We start from the raw sequence: 21,281 nt of genomic DNA, 5'->3' as shown, positions 1-21,281 counted from the left end.
TATACTTCAATTTATTTTCATAATATTTTTTTAGTGATTGTTGAGGCTATGTCTATTTCAAACGCACACCCTCCGTCTCCTAATTACCGTATTCGGCGTCGAAAGAATCATCTTCGATTATTGGCGGATTTTGCCCTCATTGGCATTGTATATGTTTTTAGTTCTCTTTTTTTTAACAGAGAATTAAAACAACTAGACGTACTTATTATCGGAGGGCTTGTTTTAGCTTGGTATTTTTCCTCTAAAGTGGGTAAATTATACCAGGATTATCGAATGGCTGCTTTTGTCGAGGAACTACTCCCGTTATTTCTTACATTGTTTGTTCAGTTTGTTGCTTTGTCTATTTCGTTATTCCTATTAAATGATCATTTCTATGCCCGTAGTTTTACAGTTGTTTATACGGTTTCATTGACGATAGTTATTGGGGTAAAAATGTATGTTATTCGACAAATAATGAATCGTTGGCACATAAAAGGTACCAATCAAAAAAAAGTAGTAGTAGTAGGTGATTTTACTTCAGTGCACGAGTTTATAGACTTGGTGCAACAGAGACCGCATTACGGTTATAAAATTGCGGGTGCCCGCGTCCATGACTTTGTTAAAAATGACAAAGTTGTGTTAAAAGAGACATTGAATTTTTTGAAAACTACGCCCACGAATGAAGTAGATGAGTTAGTGATTGCCATTCAAAAGTTTAGTGAAGTTTACGTAGCGGGTCTTATCGAATGGGCAGATAAACAGGGTGTACTTGTAAAGTTTACCCCTGGCTTTTTTCAATTTAATGCCTCACGGTATTCGTTTGAATTATTTGGACAATATCCGCTGGTAACCGTACGAAGTACGCTGCTGGATTTGAATTATTGGCAGGGAATAAAACGGGCTTTTGATGTTGTTTTTAGTGTGTGTTTTTTGTTGCTGATTGCCTCGTGGTTGTTTCCAATAATAGCGCTGGCGATAAAAATTAACTCCAAAGGACCCGTGTTTTTTATCCAAGGTCGCTGGGGACAAAAAGGGAAAATTATCAAGGTGTGGAAGTTCAGGACGATGTATCACGGCGCATCGACTGTCAAAAAGGAGGGAGGATTTAGCCAAACTACTTCCAATGATCCACGGGTGACGCGCGTCGGGCAGTTTTTACGAAAGACCAATTTGGACGAACTGCCGCAGTTTATCAATGTCTTTTTGGGGAGTATGTCAGTGGTAGGGCCTCGTCCACATGCCACAAAGCACAGTGAAGAAACCCTACCACTAATTGATAATTACATGATTCGGCACCGCGTTAAGCCAGGGATTACGGGTTGGGCGCAGGTCAATGGCTACCGAGGCGAAACCCACGAGATTGGCCTGATGCGCAAACGAGTAGAATACGACATTTGGTACATCGAAAATTGGAGCCTTTTGTTAGATATACAGGTAGTTTTTAAAACCGTGTATAACATGGTGAAAGGTGATCCGCAGGCGTATTGATTAAAACTGCACAACTACACTTTGTTCTTAATGACTTCGAAGGCGGCGTTGTATTGACTTTGTACTTTTGCCATTGATTGTTTTACGCTCTTTTTAGCTGCCCCATAATCCGCCACTGTTTGTAATAGCCTGTCGGTGATTTGTTGTCCCGTCGTCTCTTCAATTTCAAACGTCCAATCTTTCAACCCTAAGTCATAATACATCTGACCCTTGATGGTGTCTTGGGGTTGACGCAAATAAAAAGCGGGAGTACCGTTGGTCAGTGCAATGATGGGAGAATGGCACTCATAGCTCAACACAGCGTGGGCGTGGGAATACAACGACGCCGCTTCATCGGGAAGCCAATAGCCGTGTTTAACCACCAAAGCTTTCACATCTTCAGGGAGCGGGTTGACCAATAATTCATCAATAATATCTACTTGATAGGTCATTTCGGGGCAAACTACGATTTTGTTACCCGTCTTTCGTACCCACGCTACCATCGCTTCACGGACTTTGGCGTGGTCGATTTCTTTCCATTTGTCGTTGAGTTCGTTGACTTCCCTGATACGCTCTTCACTCCAGCCGCTGGGCCTGATTTTGTAATAAGGTGTTACACGAAGGCGCGGAATCACACAAATGAATTTGCGATGTTCTAACTTATTTTCCTGAATAAATTGATTAGCCTTTTGGTCGTCATGAATCTCCAAAACAAAGGTAGCATCAGGAGCAAAAGCAATGTGCGGTCCTTGTACGCCCGCTTCTTTTAGCTTTTGAATAGAAGCGGTTTCCCGCGTAAAAATAAACGAGGCGTGTTGTAGCAGGTCTTTTAACGCAGCAGAAACAGTTTGCGTAGTGACCCCAAAAATACCAAAAGGCTTCTGGGTTTGCTTATGCCAAGCTTGTAAGTAATCGGTAGCAACGACCGAAGGCCCCGAACCATGCAGGAAAAAATCGGCTTCCTGAAATGCCCGTTTCACTTCTTCTGTTTGGGGTACCAACTCCTTATCTACCGCCCCGTGAATAATGGTGACGTCGGGGTAATAGTGGTTGAGCATGGTTTCTACCATCTCACTTTTGCTTTTTTTCCAGAGAATAATCTTGGCTTTAGGGAGGCGTTTTTTCAATAGGCCAATCAACCCAGGCGTATGGGCAATGTCTCCGATGTTGACATCTTGCCAACCCGAAGTGATGAGTAATACAGGGTTGTTTTTGTGCGTGGCTTGTGCCAAAAAAGGGAACATGGCAGCGGCTGAAACCAAGCTGCTTTGCTGTATAAATTGACGACGATTGAGAGGCATGGGATTGGATTTTATTTCGCCAGTTTTTTTACGACTGACATGGTTTCTTTTTGTCGGTTGCGGACTACATCCATGGCTTTTTGGGCTTTGGCTTTGGCCGTTTTGTAGTCTTTGTAAATTGTTAAAACTGCTCCTGTAATATCGGATGCAGGCGCTTGGTCTATTTCAAATAGCCACTCAGGTACGCCAATGTCACGAAACATCCACCCTTTGCGACCGTGTTTGAGCGGACGGGCGTGAACCACAGGCACTCCCAACGCCAAGCCCATGATGAGCGAATGGGGCTCCATGCCAAACATCGTGTGCGCTCGGGCATACACCGACATAGCTTCGTCGGCACTCCAAAAGGTTTCGCGACATACCACTTTGGCCTTGATGCTATCGTCCAATTGGTCGTAGAGCATCGTTTTGGCGTATTTAGTTTCTTTCAAAGCCTCGGGAGCAATCAAGACTTTCATGCCCGTAGTCGTGACCCACTGATGGATTAAGTCCTTCACTTTTCCCAATCGCAGCGCATCTTGTTGCTGCTGCTCGGGCGAGGGGGCGGGGTTCATCATATCGCCTTTCCCTGTGGCATTCAAATGCGGCGTATTGGTTCGTACTACTACCACCAAAAACTTCCCTTCTTCCAATCCAGCCTCACGTAGATAGGCAAGCCCCCTGGCTTCGTCCCGCACGTCTATTCCAAAACATCCATCGGGGCCAAATTCTATGATGGGCGTTTTGAACTGGTTCTCTTTCAGGAATTTGACCGACTCGGTATCACGACAATAGATAAAAGACGCACGGCTCAGTACATCCCTAAAAAGTGATAATGCAGGCGGCGCAAACTTGTCGAACGACTGCCCGTAAAGCCCAAAAGGAATGTTGTTTTCGAGGCAATAATAAAAGGGTGCAAGGTTGGACATGACGCCAGTCCATTCATAATTGAACAAACCATAGTTCATCGACATTCCCGAATTATGAATATAGACGTCGGCTTGCTCGAATGCCGTTTTTAGTGCTCCTTGCAAACCTTCGTCTTGGTTGAAAAAAGCCCCGTGAACGATTTTTACTTTCGGGAAATTTTTGACAATCAATGCTTCTGTAACGGGACGAGGTTGGGCGTGCCATAAAATAATTTGCGCTTCGGGAATGTATCTTTCCAACAAACGTAAAGTGCCGGGCGTATGACCAATGTCTCCAATGTTGTTGTCGTTCCACGACGAGCGGAGTAGTATGGTGGGTGCCTTGGCTAATGGTATTCCAGGTACGTTCAGTTGTTCCCGTTGAGGCACTTGAAACGTAGTGGCTGCAAGGGTAGAAAGTTTAAGAAAGTCTCGACGGGAAGTAAGCATGGCGTTTTTCGGTTCAGGTTGTAAGGACATTCTTTTTCAAGACATTCATGGTTTGTTCTTGTCGCTGCTTCACAAAGGCTTGGGCTTTCTTTACCTTCATTTTAGCCGCTTTGGGGTTTTGAGCCATTGCGAGTACCGTAGGAACAATTTTGGCGACGTCGCTTGGGGTGTCCATGTCAAAGAGCCACTCGCCCAGCCCAATGTCTCGCCACATGTAGCCTTTGCTGGTTTGTTCGTCAAATCGACAAACAATGGCAGGAATTCCCTGCGCAATGCACATAATGGGCGAGTGCATTTCTAAACCAAACAAGCCTGCCGAGCGAATGTACGTACTCACGGCTTCGTCGGTAAGCCAATAAGTATCTCGCCACACTACCCTCTTTTTTACATCCTCAGGAAGTGGGTCGTAGAGCATTTCTTTTCCAATCCGCATTTGAGTCGCATTTTCGGGCACGAGCAAGACTTTGAGCGGTGTTTGGCGTACCACGGCGATGATTGCCTCCCGAATGGGGGCGTTGTCCTGCTCTTTCATTTTTTCGTTGTGCGCGTGCTTGGCTTCGTTGATGGTTTGTTTTTTGGAAGGCAACTCCCACCAAGGCGAAAACCGTACTTGGGGAATTGCGCACAAAAACTTCCCCGTTTCGAGGCCGTGTTCCCGTAAAAAAGCATCGGCTGCTTGGTCGTCTCGGACATCCACGGCAAAGGCACCATCGGGACAAAATTCCATGATGGGGCAGTTGACTCCCTGTTTTTGGGCAAAATCCATGGATACCGAATCCCTGAAATAAGCAAAACGGGCTTGGGTCAAGATGTCTAAGTCGAGCGGAGTTACTTTTTGCCGATCTTCAGGAAAGCCATACACACCTGGAAACGTAATGCCATAAATGCCGTAAGGTTTGCCCGTTGTTTTTCGCCAACGCTCCACGTCTTGCTTTGCAACCAGCGAAGGCCCTGAGCCGTGCAGCAAAAAAACACATTCGCTGAATGCTTGTTGAATTTCTTCGGGAGTTTGGATAATGCGCAGTTTGGGAAAACGCTTTCGCAGCATTTCTTCCACGCCATTTTTGACATTGGAAGGCCATAGGCGTACTTCAACTTCGGGTAAATAGTGTTCTAAAAGCGTCAGCACGCCTGGCGTATGTGCAATGTCTCCAATGTTTTCGGTTTGCCACGACGAACGCAAAATGATCGACTTAGGTACTGCTGCCGTAGCTTCTCCCAACGCCACGTGCAACGAAGCCGCCAACAGGGAGGTTTGTTTTAAAAAAGTACGTCTATTGAGTGTCATATTTATCTTGAGAATGGAAGTTTATCCCCGCAGAAACTCGCAGAAATTTAAAACCGCTGATTTTCGCTGAATTTCCTGCATCTGCGTCATTCTGCGGCCTTAAATCTGCGTTGGTCTGCGGGTAAAACTGAATGGGCTAATAACCAGGGTTTTGCTCAAATTTAGCTCCAGTATTGGCATCAATTACTTTTTGAGGAATAGGCCAAAACTTGTTAAAATCTTGGATTGTTTTGCCCGATGAAGGACCATTCGCCACCGATGGTTCGGAATTGTATTTTCTTACTCTGTCCACCAAACGACCCATACGAATTAAGGTGCGTAATCTCGGTTCTTCCACAATCAACTCCCGCGTTCTTTCGTCCAAAATAAAGTCTTCGGTTACTTTGTTAGCGCTGATTAGGGTAGCTTTTGCTCTCGCTCGCACTACGTTGATGTCTTTGGCGGCATTTTCCAAATCCCCTTTTCTAAAATAAGCCTCCGCTCTCAGCAAATAGGTTTCAGCGACCCTCATGCGGCTAAAATCTTTGGAGGTATTGCCCGATAATATATCGTTATTGATGGAAGGCCCTTCGATTTTTCGATAGTAAGGGTAGTATTGGCGCAATGTATCAATGGCAATGGTTGTGAGCGTACCGTCGTTTCGAGCTAAAAATAGATTTCCATTGGCTGCTTTTTTGACAATAATCGGCTTACCAAAATACTCTTTATCCGCAGGGTTGTTATAGTAAAAAGTGCGTCGGATGTTATGAACGGAATTTCTCATGTCTTTGGGGTCTAATGCCCAGACATCATATTTGGCGTAATTGGTAGGACAATTAACCCCAATTCCCCTTCCGATGCTATCAGCTACCACATTCAAGACTCGATTTGGAGTTTGCAAGCGGTCGTATTCTGGCCCCCAGTAACGAATGCTATTATTGGCCGAAGAAGTCGAAAAGCTCCCACCTACGTTGGTACTTTCAAATTGCCAAGCCCACATCACCTCCTTGTTGCCCGCCGAGTAGTTGACTTGTCCATTGGCAAAAAGGTCAGAAAAAACATCGCCAGCGCGCGAAGCTGCCGCGCCAAATCGCGCCGTCATGAGTTGATAATCACCCGCTTCTTTGTTAATTACTTTGCTGGCCGCCCCGATGGACTTATCGTAGAAGGAAGCATCTTTAGATTCCATACCCAGTGAGATATAAATTTCGCTCAACAGGTGAAACGCCGCCGCGCGGGGGATGCGGCCGTCTTTGACTTGCAACGGTAGTAAAGTGATGGCCTCTTCCAAATCTTTGGCTGCAAAATTGAGTACTTCGAGCCGAGAGTTTCTTACAAAATCAAATTTTGGTTCGGTGATTGTTTGCTTTACAATTGGCACACCTCCGTAAATATTCGCCAAAAAATTGTACGTGTAGGCCCGAAAGAAAAGCGCCTGACCTTTGATGTTGTTAAGGTCTTCGGTCTTAATGCTTAGGTTGGGGTTATTAAGGCCGTCCAAAACGGTATTGGCCCGTAAAATCATGGTTTTATACGCCCAATCCCAATACACAATGGTCGCATCTAAGTTGGGGTTAAGCAGACTGTAATCTTTATTCCCGCGCGAGTCGTTCCGTCCCCATTGAGTTTGGTCGGTTCCTACGGTCATGTACTCAAAATTGTTGGAAGCAATGATGTGTTCCTGACGTGCGCCTTCGTACAAACCTACCACGGCGGCATCAAACCCAGCCGTGTTGGTCAGTAAGTTTTCGGGACTAAACCGATCCAAAGGCACTTCCTTTAAAAAATCATCGTTGCAGGAGGTTGTAATGCCCAAAAGTGATAGAAGTAAGAATACTTTGTATGTTGATTTCATTGTTCCTGAATTTTAGAATGACACGTTAATACCGCCAATAAATGTTTTAAGCAATGGGCCGTTTGTGCCTGGGTCACGGCCGCCGCCCCCAAACTCGGGATCCCATCCGTTCCATTTGGTCCACGTAAATAAGTTTTTGCCACTTACATACACTTGAAGATTGGCTATTTTCAGCTTCTTTGTCAATGCGTCCGAAAAATTATAAGACAACGATACATCTTGCAGCCTTGCAAAGCTTCGGCTTTCGTAAAAACCATACCCGAGTGGATTACGGTAGTTGATTCGGGGGTGAGTATTGATAGGGTTAGAGGGCGTCCAATAAGGCGTATTGAGGAAATTAGCTTGGTCAAAGAAATTAGAGCCAGGGTTGATGAGCGAGTTAGAACTGTAGCCGCCCTCTCTGATAGTGAGCGTAGAAGACAAACTAAACCTCTTGAAGTTGACGATATTGGTAATTCCTACATTAAAATTAGGTTGGTTGCTGTGCAATACGGCGCGGTCTAAGGGCGTAATTTTGCCATCGGGGACACCATTAGGGCCGCTGATGTCCTTAAATTTTATGTCTCCTGCCTTGGAGCCTGGTATTAGCGAAAAATCATCTCCTTGCTGGAAAATTCCGTCAAATACATAGTCAAAATTGGAGCCTAAGGGTTGCCCGATAAACCATCCACTGGCAATGTCATCGTCTTCTATGCCATCGTTGTTGATGTCTCTGCCCGTGAGCTGAACGATTTTGTTTCGGTTGAGTGAAAAAGCGAGGTTGGTATTCCATCCCCAGTCTCCTCTTTCAATATTTTTGGTTTTGAGGTCTAATTCAAAGCCTTTGTTTTTGGTTTTTCCAATATTTCTCAAGAAAACCTCAAAACCGTTGGTATTCGGAATAGTTTGGTTGAGGAGTAGGTCAAACGTGTTGGAAACGTAAAAATTGAGGGAGGCCGAAATTCGGCTGGAAAATGCCTGAACGTCGGTGCCGATGTTGAAACTTTCGGTCGTTTCCCAACCCAAATTAGGATTGGCAAGCGTAGTAGGAACTAAACCGATTGATACGGGTTGCCCGTCTCCAAAAACATAATTCCGCTGACCAACTTGGCTCAAAGACGAGTACTCGCTCACGCCTCGGTTTCCGTTACGTCCCCACGATGCCCGCAGTTTTAAGAAGTCAATTTTTTTGACATCTTTCATAAAACCTTCATCACTTACGTTCCAACTGAAAGCAACCGAGGGAAACGTTCCGAATTTACGACCCTCTCCAAAGGCCGAAAATCCGTCTCTGCGTACACTCAAAGTAAAGAAGTATTTACTTTTCAACGAATACCCCAAGCGCGCCATGGAAGAGATTTGTCGGTTTTGAGTTGCGCCTACGTCAATGCTGTAGCCTTCACCAATTTCCAATGAATTGTAGCCTAACGCATCGTTGAAAATATTTTGGCTTGACAAAAACGAAAACTGATTTGACAACTGATAAATGCCGTAAAGAACGGTTAAATCAAGACTGTGCTCTTGGGCAAATCTCCGCTGGTATTTAAGAATATTTTCTAAGGTAAAATTTTGAGTTTCTCCGTGTCTTTTAGAGCCAGAACCCAGTCGGTTGGTAGGGGCATAGGTAGGACTGTATGTGAATGTTTTGGAGTCGGTTCGGGTATAGCCCCCGTTGAGTTTGTAGGTCAACCCTTCTAACAAGGTTACATCGGCGTAGGCATTGGCAAATAGGATGTTAGTGATAGATTTGTTGGTATTTAAGAGCGTTCCTAATAAGGGGTTGGCTACCAAGCCCCAGTTTTGTGGAAGAGGATTTGGCGAAACCCCGTCTTCTAAATATAAACTAGCAAAAGGACTCAAATAAGAAGTTGGAACAAGGCTGGCCCTTACCCCTGAATTGTCTCTGGACGAATACCCAGAATTGATGCCCAATTTGAGCCAATCGGTAGCCTGTACGCCCAAGTTTAATCGGCTCGACAAACGATTGAAATTATCGCCTCTGACGGGCGATTTAGAGTCGGTATAAGCTCCTGAAAAAAAGTAACTTAATCTATCCATTTTCCCTGAAACATTGAGCTCATAATTCGACATCGGAGCACTTTGTTTGATTTCCTGAAAAGGATTGATTGTTTTTCCCGAAGCAATGTTTGCTTGCTCAATCACCGAAAACGGCACACTTCCCCCTTCGGCTTCTTCGGCATCTTTGCGCGCAGCTAAGTATTGCTCGGGGGTGCGGTAATTAGGCAAAAAAGCATAATCTGACGCCCCCAAATAGGTAGTGAATGTAAACTTTGGCTTGCCCGATTTCCCTTTTTTTGTGGTAATCTCAATGACCCCGTTGGTTGCCAAAGAGCCATAAATGGCCGTCGAACTGGCATCTTTCAGAATGTCGATGGTCTCAATATCGTTGGGGTTGATGTCGGCCAAATTTCCTCCCGCGTAGATAATTCCGTCCAAGACAATCAGGGGAGAACTATTGGCTGAAATGGAGTTGATTCCTCGGATTCGGATCGTTCCTGCTTGCCCTGGGCGACCATTGTCAATGACTTGCACGCCCGCCGTTGTTCCTCTCAGGATTTGCGAAGCGTTGGTGTTGGGTTGCAATCGGGTGGCTTCCACGTCCACACTGGCGATGGCTCCCGTCAGGTCTTTCTTTTTCTGGGTTCCATAACCCACCACCACCACTTCTTCGAGGGCTTTGGTGTCGGGTTTGAGGGATACGTTGAGGCTGGTTTGGTTGCCAATGGCAAATTCTTGAGAAATATATCCTACAAATGAAAAGACCAAGACTTCGCTGTTGTTGGCAAGAACGATTCGGTATTTTCCTGAAGCATCGGTAGTGGTACCGCGCACGGTTCCTTTGATGATTACACTGACGCCTGGTAGGCCCATTCCGTTTTCGTCAGTAACTGTACCTGTGATGGCTTGGTCTAATTGCAGGTCGAACATAGTGGCTTGATTCTTAGGTTCTAACCCTTCGGGTACGTTTCCCAAAACCCGACGCGTCAACACAATTTTGTTGGCTTTGAGCACTTGGAAGTTGATTTGACGCGGGGTTAAAATTTGCTGCAACACCGACTCTAAGGTTTCGTCCTTGATGTCGAGGCTCAATTTTTCGTTGGTAGTGAGGACGCCTTTTTGGTAAGAAAATACGACATTGGTTTTTTGCTCAATGGTTTTGAGTACCGTTTTAAGTTCGGTATTTTTCAAATGGAGCGTAATTTTTTCTTGCAGTCGTTCTTGGCCAAAAGTGTTCTCCGCAAAACTGAGGGTAGTCAGCAGACAAACAAACAGCAAGGGGGTGAGGGTGATTTTCATAAGATAGAAAATCTCTTTTCTGGTAAAGAAATTTGACATAATTTTGATTGTTTTTGTTTTGGAAAAGACAAAGCACGAACGCGCGGTGCTTCCTACACAACCGCAAGTTCAGTAAGGGAAAGATGTGACCGCATCTTTCCTCTTTTTTTGATTATGAGATACGCTGGTATTTTTGGTTTACATATTGGTTGGGTTTAATGACATCTGTCTATCAACATTTTACAATTAACGGATAACTGTTAACCGTTAACAAATAACAACTCGCTACTTACATCCCTTTGACTCGATAATAATCTGAGCATCAATCTCTTTGTAAGCGGCGCCGATGGTTTGGCAAATCACTTCAAGCTGGTCGTAGAGCGAATCATCGCTGATGGTGGTGGTGAGGATACAGTCGGAAAGCGTGTCTTCATTGTAGCGGATTTCGACGCCAAACAATTTCTCCAACTCTTTGAATACGTCGGCTACTTTCACTTCGTCAAACTGCCTTTTAACCAGCGTTTTTTGCGCCACAATGGGGATGGGTACTTCTACCAAGCTGCGATTTAGAAGCTCGTTGGCTCGGTTAAAAACCGCCTGTTGGTTGGGTAATAAAAGCAATCCTTTGGTTTCGGGGTCGGCGATGTCAATGCGGTTTTGTTTAAAAACCGATACCCGCCCCGTTTGGACTTTCACCGTTACTTGTTTGCTGTTTTCTAAGGCTGAGATGCGAAAACTCGTTCCCAGTACTCTGGTAATCAATTCATTGGAATAAACATAAAATGGCTTGGCTGGATTTTTGGCTACTTCAAAGAAGGCTTCCCCGCTCAGCACAACTTCGCGCTTTTTTGCTTCAAAATGCACAGGAAAACTCAAACGGCTCCCTTTTTCCAAGTGCACTAATGTTCCATCTTCAAGGCGTATTTTTTTGGTGGTGGGGCCGTTGTTGACTACTTCCTGACGCGGGCTCTTTGCTTCAACCACTGCAATCAAATCTTGGTAATTGACTTGATGAGCGGGTTGTTTCATGGTCCAAAGCCAAGCGGCACCTGCCACCAAGACCAAGCTTGCGGCCCACTTGAAAGCCCTTGAGTGCCAAAATCGTGGTAAGAAACTAACCTGTTTTTCCACGATTTCTTCCTCAGAAATGAGGGCGGTAATATTGTTCCAAATGGATTTTTGGTCAAGCGAAAGGGAAGTGGCTTCTTCCGCCTTTTGTACAGCCAAAATCAATTGTTTTGCTTGGGCAACTTCGTTGGCTTTGGTAGGATGTTGTTGCAGAAACTGTTGCCAAAAAGCGTCTTCTTCCTGAAACAATACCCATCGGACAAACGAGTCGTCGTGTATAAAATCGTTGCGTTTAAATTGGTCATAGTTCATGATGTCGAAAACAAAAAATGGTTAGTTAATAAGGCGGGATAGTTGTAAAAAAAGCAGTATAAGTGGCTGTATTCCTTTGATAGTGAGGCGCAATACGCTGTATGCTTTGAAGAGTAAGTTGCTGACCGACTGCTTACTAAGCCCCATGAGCTGGGTCATTTGGTCGAGGCTCATGCCGTGGTAGAAACGCAAGTTGATGGCTTCCTGCTGACGCTGGCTTAGTTGTGAAATGGCTTTGGCAACGGCTTGTGTTTGATTGACTTGGATTTCCTGCTCAATGGATTGTTGTTCGGACGAAAAAGCCACCAAAAAATCAAGAAAATCATTGATGTCTTCCGAGGTTTCAAGCAAGTCGTTTCGGGTGTTTCGGATTACCTGATGGCGCAAAGCCCGAAATAAATAAAACTTGACACTTTCTACGTCGGCAAGGTGCTGCCTGCGCCGCCACACATCCACAAAAACGTCTTGAATGGCGTCTTCAAGCTGTTGTTTGTCAGTGCTTAACCGATAGCCATAATTGGCCAACACCTCAAAGTAGCGGTTATACAATTGCTCAAAGGCGCGTACATCGCCTTTTTTGAACGCAATCCAGAGGGTTGTTTCGTCGGTATGGTTTGGGTGGTTTTTCTTCATGTTTTTGCAAACGCTTGATTGTCTGCTTGGGATAGTTACATTTATTCTCAAACGAGTGATAAATGCCTCACAAGTACAGGTACAAGGTTCGCAAAAAAATACCCTTCGTTTGGAAATATTTTTTTTGGGGGGGGAGGTGGCAGCGGGCGAGGAGGAAGGGTTTTAGGGGTTGGGGCGAGACAGGTTCAATGAGTTCTAACTGTCGTTTAGTCGCGGCTTGGTAGAGTTTACGGCCAATAAATTCATCAAAATCTATTACCTCCGGAAAAGATGCTATATGACTTCCAATAATATGTACGCCGTTGGGAGTAGGTTCTTGCAGCTTGGGGGATTAGCAGGCATGACTAACTTTTATAAAGTTTTAGATTGGGTATAAAACTAAAATCTTTGAGGTTGTAGGTGAACAGCTCCATTTGAACACTGACAGCCGATGCCGCAATGAGCGCATCAGGAATTGCTAAACCATGGCTTAATCGGTATTTTTCAATTAGTGAAATGGCTAACTTTGAAGATGTGGAATCTATTTGCACAATGTCAAAATACTTAATTTTCTTTTTCATTTGTGCCAATTCCTGTTTATTTGCCATTCCTTGATATAACTCCATGACTGTCACTGACGAAAGCGCAATGTTTTCATAGCCAATACTTTGTAATGCTTCAATAGTTCTACTATTCCCATTAAAGGCATGAATAATTATATTCGTATCGCAAATAATCATAATTGTACCTTTGTTCTTTTTGGCCAAGCTTTTGTTCTGATTTCTTCGAGAGTACGAGGCTCTTTTTCCCAAATGCCAAATAGATTATCAGGTTTAATGGTCTTATCGCCTTTTTGTAGGGTCGGCTCTATAGCTTCATTCGCTTCTACCTCAAAAGGTACTTGTAAACGGTTGAGTAGCTCAACAAGCCATTGAGCTTCGGCTTCGTTGGGTAAGTTGATGGTTATCTGGGTCATCGCTTTCTTTTTTACCCAAATATAACGATTTTACTAATAACTTACCACGCTGCCATGAAAGCCAAAGGTAGAAATGGCGAGCTATTGTCCTTACTGTTTTTAGGCAGAAATCAAAAAATATCCAACCATGAAACGTAGAAATACCCTGCTTTTTTCCCTCTTATTTTTTCTATTCCTGAACCTTTTCGCCCAAAAAACGTGGCAAAAAATTGTGACGGTGGAGGATGTGTGTGAAAGTTATCCCAAAGAAATGCAACGGCTTTTGGAGCAGCTCAATTTGGAGACCAAAGGCTTGGAACAAACCCGTGAAGCATATCAAAAAGGGGACTTGGTAAATGCCTGCAAAGCCTTGTTGGCGTATTATAAAAATAATGGAAAAGTAGGTTTCTTACGCAAAACTCAGCCTAGTAAAGGCACAAAAACCGTCGCCAGTGCTGACACGATTTTGATGGATGTGTTTGTGGTACAAAATGTAAAAGGAAAAGTGGTGTATGGTGCCGATGGGCACCGCGATTGGTACTACAAAGGCCCCAACAACGACCGTGAATGGGCGTGGCTTTCTAATCGTCATAGTCAGGTGTTGGAGGTGTTTGAGGCGTATTTTGACACAGGAAACCCGAAATATGCCCAGTACATTGATGGTTTTTTGCGGGATTTTATCATTAAAAGTTGGCCTTATCCTGCTGCCAAAGGAAGCGAATCTATCTGGCGTGGACTGGAAGTGGCGGCCAGGGCAAAGGCTTGGTCGAAGGTTTTTTATGGTTTAATCAACAGCGAATATCTATCGCCAGCTACTCAATTACTGATGCTGAGCAGCCTGCCTGACCACGCTCATTACAATCGAAATTTTTATGGAGGAAACAATTGGCTTACGATGGAAATCTCGGCTTTGGCAACGGTGGCGACCAATTTTTCTGAGCTCAAGTCGTCGAACGAATGGCTTGATTACTCCATTGCAACAATAGCCGAAAGCATGAAAGGACAGGTTTATCCAGATGGAATTCAGACCGAACTAACCTCTCATTATCACAATGTTGCGTTGGATAATTTTGTGCTTTTCAAAGAGATTTGTGACCGTGCCAACAAGCCATTACCCGATTTTTTTAACCAAACCATCGAAAACATGTATAGCTACATTGCCCACGCCATACGCCCTGATGGTTTTCGGATTTTAAACAACGACGGCGACCGAGGAAGTGACCGAGCAATCGTGCTGGAAGCGGCCCAAAAGTTCAATAAAAGTGATTGGGCGTATATTGCCTCCAACGGAAAAACGGGGTCGAAACCAACGGATGGTCCTTCTTATTTTTTCCCTTGGGCGGGGCAGCTCATTTCAAGAAGTGGCTATGATGCCCAGGCGCACTGGTCATTTTTTGACATTGGCCCTTGGGGAAGCGGTCACCAGCACAACGACAAGCTGCATCTGTCAGTTTCGGCTTATGGCCGCGATTTGTTGGTGGATGCGGGACGGTTCGCCTACACGGGCGAAACGGCGGACAAATTTCGTCCCTACGCCAAAGGCAGCGAAGGTCATAATCTTTTGTTGATAGACGGGCACGGCCAAAAGCCAGGCCCGACGCACGCCAAAAGCCCGCTGGGGGATTCGTATTTTAAGCTGCACAAAGACTTTGATTACGCCGCCAATTCCATGAGTGATTTTATAGATTTGGAAGGCAAGGCCGAGCACAGAAGGGCGCTTTTTTACGTGAGAGGGGCGTTCTGGGTGGTGGTTGATCAAATCAAAACCGATAAGCCAAGGCAAATTGAGGCGCTTTGGCATTGGCACCCTTCGTGTAATGTCGTCAAAGATAACACAACGGTAAAAACTCAAAATCAGTCTGGGAACTTGGCCGTCATTCCAGTTAGTTCACAGAAGTTTGACATTACCTTTATTAAAGGACAAGAAAAACCGACGATTCAGGGATGGTACAGTCGGGAGTATAATTTATACGAGCCAAACACCATGAGTAAGTTCAGTACCACCATTCAAAGCAATGATACGTTGGTTTGGCTACTACTTCCGTCAGAAAAAGAAACGCCCAAGGTCAATGCCAAGATTTTAGCCCAAAACGAAACTGAAATGAGCCTTGAAGTTAAAATGAAGGGAAAAACATGGCAGCTAACCATTCCCTACGCGGATAGCCGTGGTGCAAGGCTCAAATGAGAAAAATGACAAATTAATCTGGATATAAAAGATATTTTGCCCGAATCGCCTTGAATTTTTGCAATCCTGGCTCCCAGCTTTTTCTGATGTCGGCTTCCGACATTCCCGCGATGATTTGCTTTCTAAGTTGATCTGTCCCGATCCGTAAATCAAAGGGAGATACACCGTTGGTTCTTTCTTTCTGGAAGAAATTAGCTTTGTCAGGATAGGCATTGTAGAGTTCAATGACCCACGCTAAATTAAGCTGACGACTCTTGCGTAACGGGCTGATGTCATAGCCACGAAGGTCGAGTCCATAACAAACAGAATCTTTTTGATTGGGACGTTCGCTCATGCCAGGAATACTTACTGGTTTGTATGAAAACGAGTATTTACCTTTCAATGCGGGCGCGCCCAAAATAGTAAAGGGCATGTACGTCCCTCGGCCTTCGTTGATTGCTGTCCCTTCAAACATACATAAACTCGGGAAAAGTACCACCGCTTGCTGCGTATTTAAGTTGGGAGAGGGATTGATAGGCAGGTCATAAGGGGTCGTATGGTCGTAATTGGCCACTTTGATAACCTTAATTTTGCATGGTTCTTTTAGGTAGCCTTCGCCGTTGAGGTAGTGGGCAAATTCCCCGATGGTCATGCCATGAGTCATAGGCGTATAATGTATCCCAATGGCCGATTTATATTTATCTTCCGTCATGACGGGTCCATCCACAACATAGGCGTTTGGGTTTGGCCTGTCGAGAATCAGCAGTTCTTGGTTGTTTTCTGCACAAGCTTCCATCACATACTCAAGCGTATTGATGTTGGTATAATAGCGGCAGCCCACATCCTGAATATCAAACACCATTAAGTCGATATCTGCCAATTGTTCTTTGGTGGGTTTTTGGTTTTTGCCGTATAAAGAGATAATGGGTAAGCCCGTTATCGCATCTTTTTCGTCGCTTACTGCTGCTCCATTGCTGGCGTTGCCTCTAAAACCGTGCTCAGGGCCAAATACTTTTACAATCGTTACGCCGAGGCTCAATAAACTGTCCACGCTGCTTTTTTTGCCAATAATAGAACTCTGATTGGCAACAAGTGCAATTCGTTTTCCTTTTAGATAAGGTACATATTTTTCAGTCTGGTCGGCTCCCGTAATAATTCCCTGCTTTTGCTTTGATGATTTACTTTGTGCAATGCTTTCACTATTGCTGATTATCAGTAGTGTAAAAAAAAGGATAGAAGTAAATCGTAACATTTGTAGCTGGTTTTATTGTTCGTGCTTTGCGTGATAAGGTGGCTAAATTAGTGAATTTTGGCTAATGAACGCTATTTTAGACCTGCAAGGTTTCAAAAACCTTGCAGGTCTGTTAAATTATTTATACGTCAACCAAGCCGTTGCTTCGCAGTTTTTGTTGGCTGAAAAACGAATCCAGCGCGCTTGAAAACCAGTAGGGAAGGTGTAGTTGAAAGTTTCCCCCGCCTTTACGGTTACTTCTTTATAGTTCATCCAAGGGCCATGACCAATCGGTTCTACCTCTACCGTAAAGGTGACGGCTTCGCTACTTTTGTGGGAAAGTTGGAGGCTTTTTTTGTCATAGAAACCAATCAAATACGGGTCAGAAGGGGTATCGGCACGTACTTGACTGTTTTTCCACGGCCCACCTTGTCCTGTAGGTTTTCCCAATTTCCAAAGGTCGTCGATGGTGCCTGCCCACACTTTGGCTTTCCCGTCGGTGGAAGCAATGATGTGATTGCTGTTTGGCGTTTGGGCATCTAAACCTGTCATCACAAATAACCCACGGTAAGAGGCATAATCGTGAATGGTCAACGAGTGCGAAGCTACAGGACGAATTTTGGCAAAACCGTCGGCGTTTTCGGCGGGTAGTTCGTAAAAAGTGCCGTGTACGTTCATCAAGTCACGCTCAGTAGCCACTTCCCGACAAATCCGCAAGGAAGCACTGTTCGTTTTGGCGGTAAATGCTTCATTTCCTTTGGGCACGCGCCAGCGGCGGCCTGAGTCATCTACAATCAATACCGAAGCCTCGTCCACACTGACCACGTCTTTGGGAATGGCAAATTCTTTACGAATAAACTGCGCTGTGGCAGCGTCTTCTTTACGGACGAGGTTAAGGGCGCTGTCGAGTTCATAATAGCCGTTTTCGCTAAATTGTCCATTCACAAAATCTCCTGCTAACATCCCCAACTGACGGCGGTTTTTACCCAAGCCGTACAAAAGCCCTGCTTTATAATTGTTGCTATTGATGCTGGTCAATCCGTCAAATGATTTGTCTTTGGCAACAGCAAAACGGCTTTCGTCGGTGTAGTTGAAGTTGACTGTCGCAGTGGTATTTTTGTTGGTTTTTAACCGAATCCATTCACCTTGTTCCGTAGCGGCGAACGCAACCGATGCCGCTTGTCCCGCTTTTACGGTGACCGATTTGGCCGATTTCCAGCTTCCTTTTCCGTTCGTGTCGATGTCAAACGTAAACGTCACGTCTTCGTTGCCCGCATTTTTTACCCACGCTATGCGCTGTTTCCAACCCGCAAACAAAAACGGGTCGGAAGCCACGTTTGCTTCTACCTTATCGTTGAGCCAAATAGCTCCTTGGGCAGTGTTAGGGCCTAATTGGTCGGGTAGATTGAAGGAGGTAAACCACAAATTAGAGTTCGACTGTCCTGGGCCTTCGATGTTTCCTTTGGTTTTACGTTTATTCAAAAATTCCTTTTGTGCCGAATCATCGCAGCCAAAAACGAGGCCATTTTGCCAGCGGGTGTAGTCGCCAATGACTTTCAAATACGCCGAACGTGGGCGAATGCCAGCGGTGTTTTTAGACGAAAATGTTTGAGGGAAACGCCAAAATAGCCCGTGCATGGTCATCAAATAATCAGGCTGCGTGGCGGTGCCAATGTCGCGGATGCGCGGCCATTCGGTATTCCAGCCGTGCGCCCCGTCGTAGCTGTGGCTGGCTTTGGGAAGCCTAAAAAACGACCATTTGCCGCTGTCACGTACGGCCAAAAGTACCGAACGATGGTCCCAGCCCGTTGCCCAGATGGGGTCGGTTTCGGGGTTTTTGTTGCCATAAATTCCCCCAGGCCCCGTCACTTCCACAAACTGATTGCGACGCACGACTTTCCAATCTTTTCCATTCCATTCGGCCAGCACACCCGCCTCAATGTCAAACTGTTTGAGGGCTTGGGGACCAGGTTCGCCGTTGTTGGAATACACCATCACGCCTTGTCCCGAGTACAAACCTTTTCCGTGCGCTCCAGGTAGCAATGTACCGTTGTGGTTGTTGGCGACGTCGTTGTCTTTTTTGGTTTTGACGTTGCCGTCTTGGTACAAAAGTTTTGATTCTAAGGTGTTTATATCCACTTCGTAAAACCCTTCTTCCATCGTACCGTAGTAAATCTTGTGGGCGGGGTCGGTCAAGTGCCGTGCATTTCCCGTATGACGGCCAGGCATTTGGGTATAAGGTATGGTTCTGACCTTCCCGTTGTTGGCAATGGCATACGGGCCAATGAATAACTGATTGCTTTCGGAATGAACCATGCGATTGGCGGGTGTTCCACCGATGCTTTCCGAACGAATGGTTTTGTGCAAATCTGGCGTGATTTCGTAAAGTTTGTCCGAAGAGCCGTTGGGCAAGTGCGGCCCGTACGTAATGACCCAGAGCTTTCCAGCCCAAGGGACTACTGCGCCCGTGCCGCATTCGCCTTCGTTGTTATAATAAGCAAGGTGTGGATATATGCCGCTGATTTGTCGGAAAGATGTTTTGGGTTGGGCGTAAGAAGTCTGGGTGGTTAGTTTCAAGCCAATAATGACGCTTGTTACCAACCATTTTAATGGTATTTTATGCATGGTAAAATGAAGTTTAATCAAAAAATGAATAACGTTTCTACTTAACTAATTAAGCAGAACTAATTGAGACATTCCAAGTTTATCAAGTACTTATTTCTAAAACTTGGAATGTCTTACTTAATACCCGTCGTTTTGCTTCATGTTGGGGTTAATTTGGATTTCGGCGGTGGGGATAGGCCACAAATACTGGCGGTCGTTCCAAGTGGTGGGGACTAAGTTTTTGATAAGCCCCGTTTTTTCCATTTCGCTGAAATCAGGTGCGCCGTCTTCGTCAATTTTAGGTGTTCCAGGAAAAAACCAGAGATTTTTGTCAACCACTTTCGCGCGCAAGTCAACAGGGTCGAGCATCCCATAAATCGGACGATTGAGTACTTTGCCCGCAATACGCCAACGCACGATGTCCATGTAGCGAAGCCCTTCAAAGGCCAACTCCATGCGGCGTTCCATGCGAAGTTCGCGGCGCAATTCGGCTTGATTGGTGGTCGTAATAGCAGGGTAGGAGGCCGTGGCGGTAAGTGCTACTTTATAGGCCCTTGCCCGCACAGCGTTAATGGCGTCTAACACCGATTTGTCAATTTGATTTTGTTCAATTTTGGCTTCGGCGTACATCAACAGCACGTCGGCATAGCGGATGATGATTTGCTCAGGATCAATCAATCGGCCATTGAGCAACCACGAATCGTCAACGCCTTTTTTCCAAACCAAACCGTTGAATGACGCAAATTGCGCATTAGCACGGTTATCGTTGTTGGTCACTTTGGTGTTGGTGCTGATACGTGTCACTTGTAGGGTATTTGGGTGGGGATCATAAATAAATCCTAAGTGGGGTTGACCAAACTCTACGATGGTGGCCGTACAGCGAGGGTCACGGTTTTTGAAGGGGTTACGTGGGTCATAAAGCGGCGATTTGTCGATTGTTTTACCGTCTGTACAGAGGTAAGAACAAAACAAATCCCATGAAGGGTTGGCTGCGGCAAAGCCTCCCGAAGTACGACTGATAATATCGGAAGTCGGCCCTGTAGTTACTTTCAATTCCAATGAACGGGGAATGGAGAAAATGATTTCTTTGGAGTTTTTGGTACTCTGCAAAAACAAATTGGCATAGTCCGAATGTAACACGTATTGGTTCAAATCGATGCACGCTTTGGCGGCGTCGCTGGCCGTTTTGTAGTCTTTTTCGTAAAGCGCAAAACGCGCTTTCAGAGCCATTGCAACGCCTTTTGTAGCACGCTTTACTGCCGAGGTAGCATAACTCGTGGGCAAATTGGCAATGGCAAAATCAAAGTCTTCGTAGATTTTGGTCATCACCGTTTTTTTGTCGGTACGGCCTTTGGTATAGGCCTCTTCAATACTGACAACGTTGTCGCTATAAACCACATCGCCAAACTTATTGACCAACTTAGCATACTGCCCTGCCCGATGAAGCCGAGCTTCTGCTAAATAAACATCTAATTTTGCCTGACTTACCTTGGCTTTGGTTTCGGCGCTATTTAAGGCTACAATCGCTCTATTTGCCCTAGCTATGGCCTTATAAGAGTTGCGCCAAAGCGTGGTCGAAAAAGCCCATTGGCTCGTCACTGTGCCAGATTTGATGGGCGTAAGGGTTTGACGATAAAAACCATCATCCGAAAGATAATTGATACCAGTACCGTCTTCGTCCCACTGCCAAAAATCAATACGATAGAGGTCATTGAGGGCTAGTTGGATTTCGGTTTCGTTAGAGTACCACTTTTCGGCGGAGGGTTCAGCCAATGGATAAAGGTCGAGGGAGTTTTGGCAGGAAGCTAACAATAGAAAGCTGAGAGCTGCGATATATATGTTCTTTTTCATTG

14 protein-coding genes are annotated in these 21,281 nt (G+C 45.2%); 2 read left to right on the top strand and 12 right to left on the bottom strand.

Annotation, left to right across the window (positions count from 1 at the left end):
• Positions 1–48 precede the first annotated feature (48 nt).
• Positions 49–1,467, top strand: a complete 1,419-nt coding sequence (locus AC23N5_RS12175) for an undecaprenyl-phosphate glucose phosphotransferase (protein WP_487755798.1) — start codon at positions 49–51, stop codon at positions 1,465–1,467.
• Between the two features lie 14 nt (positions 1,468–1,481).
• On the opposite strand, the gene AC23N5_RS12170 is transcribed toward AC23N5_RS12175, so the two are convergent.
• The 9 genes from AC23N5_RS12170 to AC23N5_RS12130 all read right to left on the bottom strand — a co-directional run bounded on the left by AC23N5_RS12170 (position 1,482) and on the right by AC23N5_RS12130 (position 13,450).
• Positions 1,482–2,747, bottom strand: coding sequence for a polysaccharide pyruvyl transferase family protein (locus AC23N5_RS12170; protein ID WP_487755797.1), 1,266 nt, complete (start codon positions 2,745–2,747; stop codon positions 1,482–1,484).
• Between the two features lie 11 nt (positions 2,748–2,758).
• Positions 2,759–4,114, bottom strand: a complete 1,356-nt coding sequence (locus AC23N5_RS12165; RefSeq protein WP_487755796.1) for a polysaccharide pyruvyl transferase family protein — start codon at positions 4,112–4,114, stop codon at positions 2,759–2,761.
• Positions 4,098–5,372, bottom strand: coding sequence for a polysaccharide pyruvyl transferase family protein (locus AC23N5_RS12160; protein ID WP_487755795.1), 1,275 nt, complete (start codon positions 5,370–5,372; stop codon positions 4,098–4,100). The genes AC23N5_RS12165 and AC23N5_RS12160 overlap by 17 nt, the downstream gene beginning before the upstream one ends.
• A 136-nt stretch (positions 5,373–5,508) precedes the next feature.
• The gene (locus AC23N5_RS12155; RefSeq protein WP_487755794.1) at positions 5,509–7,206 is read right to left on the bottom strand and encodes a RagB/SusD family nutrient uptake outer membrane protein; all 1,698 of its coding nucleotides are present in this window, start codon (positions 7,204–7,206) and stop codon (positions 5,509–5,511) included.
• A 12-nt stretch (positions 7,207–7,218) separates the two neighbouring features.
• Positions 7,219–10,542 (bottom strand): SusC/RagA family TonB-linked outer membrane protein, encoded by a 3,324-nt coding sequence (locus AC23N5_RS12150; protein ID WP_487755793.1) that lies wholly within the window; start codon positions 10,540–10,542, stop codon positions 7,219–7,221.
• A 225-nt stretch (positions 10,543–10,767) separates the two neighbouring features.
• Positions 10,768–11,862: a FecR family protein gene (locus tag AC23N5_RS12145; protein ID WP_487755792.1), complete on the bottom strand. Its 1,095-nt coding sequence runs from the start codon at positions 11,860–11,862 to the stop codon at positions 10,768–10,770.
• 21 nt (positions 11,863–11,883) lie between these two features.
• Complete coding sequence (locus AC23N5_RS12140) at positions 11,884–12,495, bottom strand: RNA polymerase sigma factor (protein WP_487755791.1); 612 nt, start codon at positions 12,493–12,495, stop codon at positions 11,884–11,886.
• Between the two features lie 344 nt (positions 12,496–12,839).
• Positions 12,840–13,214, bottom strand: coding sequence for a PIN domain-containing protein (locus tag AC23N5_RS12135; protein WP_487755790.1), 375 nt, complete (start codon positions 13,212–13,214; stop codon positions 12,840–12,842).
• Positions 13,211–13,450 (bottom strand): hypothetical protein, encoded by a 240-nt coding sequence (locus AC23N5_RS12130; protein ID WP_487755789.1) that lies wholly within the window; start codon positions 13,448–13,450, stop codon positions 13,211–13,213. The genes AC23N5_RS12135 and AC23N5_RS12130 overlap by 4 nt, the downstream gene beginning before the upstream one ends.
• Before the next feature lie 127 nt (positions 13,451–13,577).
• Between AC23N5_RS12130 and AC23N5_RS12125 the strand changes: the two genes are divergently transcribed.
• Positions 13,578–15,614, top strand: coding sequence for an alginate lyase family protein (locus tag AC23N5_RS12125; protein ID WP_487755788.1), 2,037 nt, complete (start codon positions 13,578–13,580; stop codon positions 15,612–15,614).
• A gap of 13 nt (positions 15,615–15,627) precedes the next feature.
• Here the strand turns inward: AC23N5_RS12125 and AC23N5_RS12120 are convergent, their stop codons facing one another.
• The 3 genes from AC23N5_RS12120 to AC23N5_RS12110 form a co-directional block, all read right to left on the bottom strand.
• Positions 15,628–16,845: an exo-beta-N-acetylmuramidase NamZ family protein gene (locus AC23N5_RS12120; RefSeq protein ID WP_487755787.1), complete on the bottom strand. Its 1,218-nt coding sequence runs from the start codon at positions 16,843–16,845 to the stop codon at positions 15,628–15,630.
• 117 nt (positions 16,846–16,962) lie between these two features.
• Positions 16,963–19,449, bottom strand: a complete 2,487-nt coding sequence (locus AC23N5_RS12115; protein ID WP_487755786.1) for a hypothetical protein — start codon at positions 19,447–19,449, stop codon at positions 16,963–16,965.
• Between the two features lie 117 nt (positions 19,450–19,566).
• A complete protein-coding gene (locus AC23N5_RS12110) occupies positions 19,567–21,279 on the bottom strand; it encodes a RagB/SusD family nutrient uptake outer membrane protein (protein WP_487755785.1) in 1,713 nt (570 codons plus the stop codon).
• Positions 21,280–21,281 lie beyond the last annotated feature (2 nt).

The organism is Runella sp. R5_40 (genome assembly GCF_057652295.1).
This window is presented reverse-complemented; position numbering and strand designations above follow the sequence as displayed.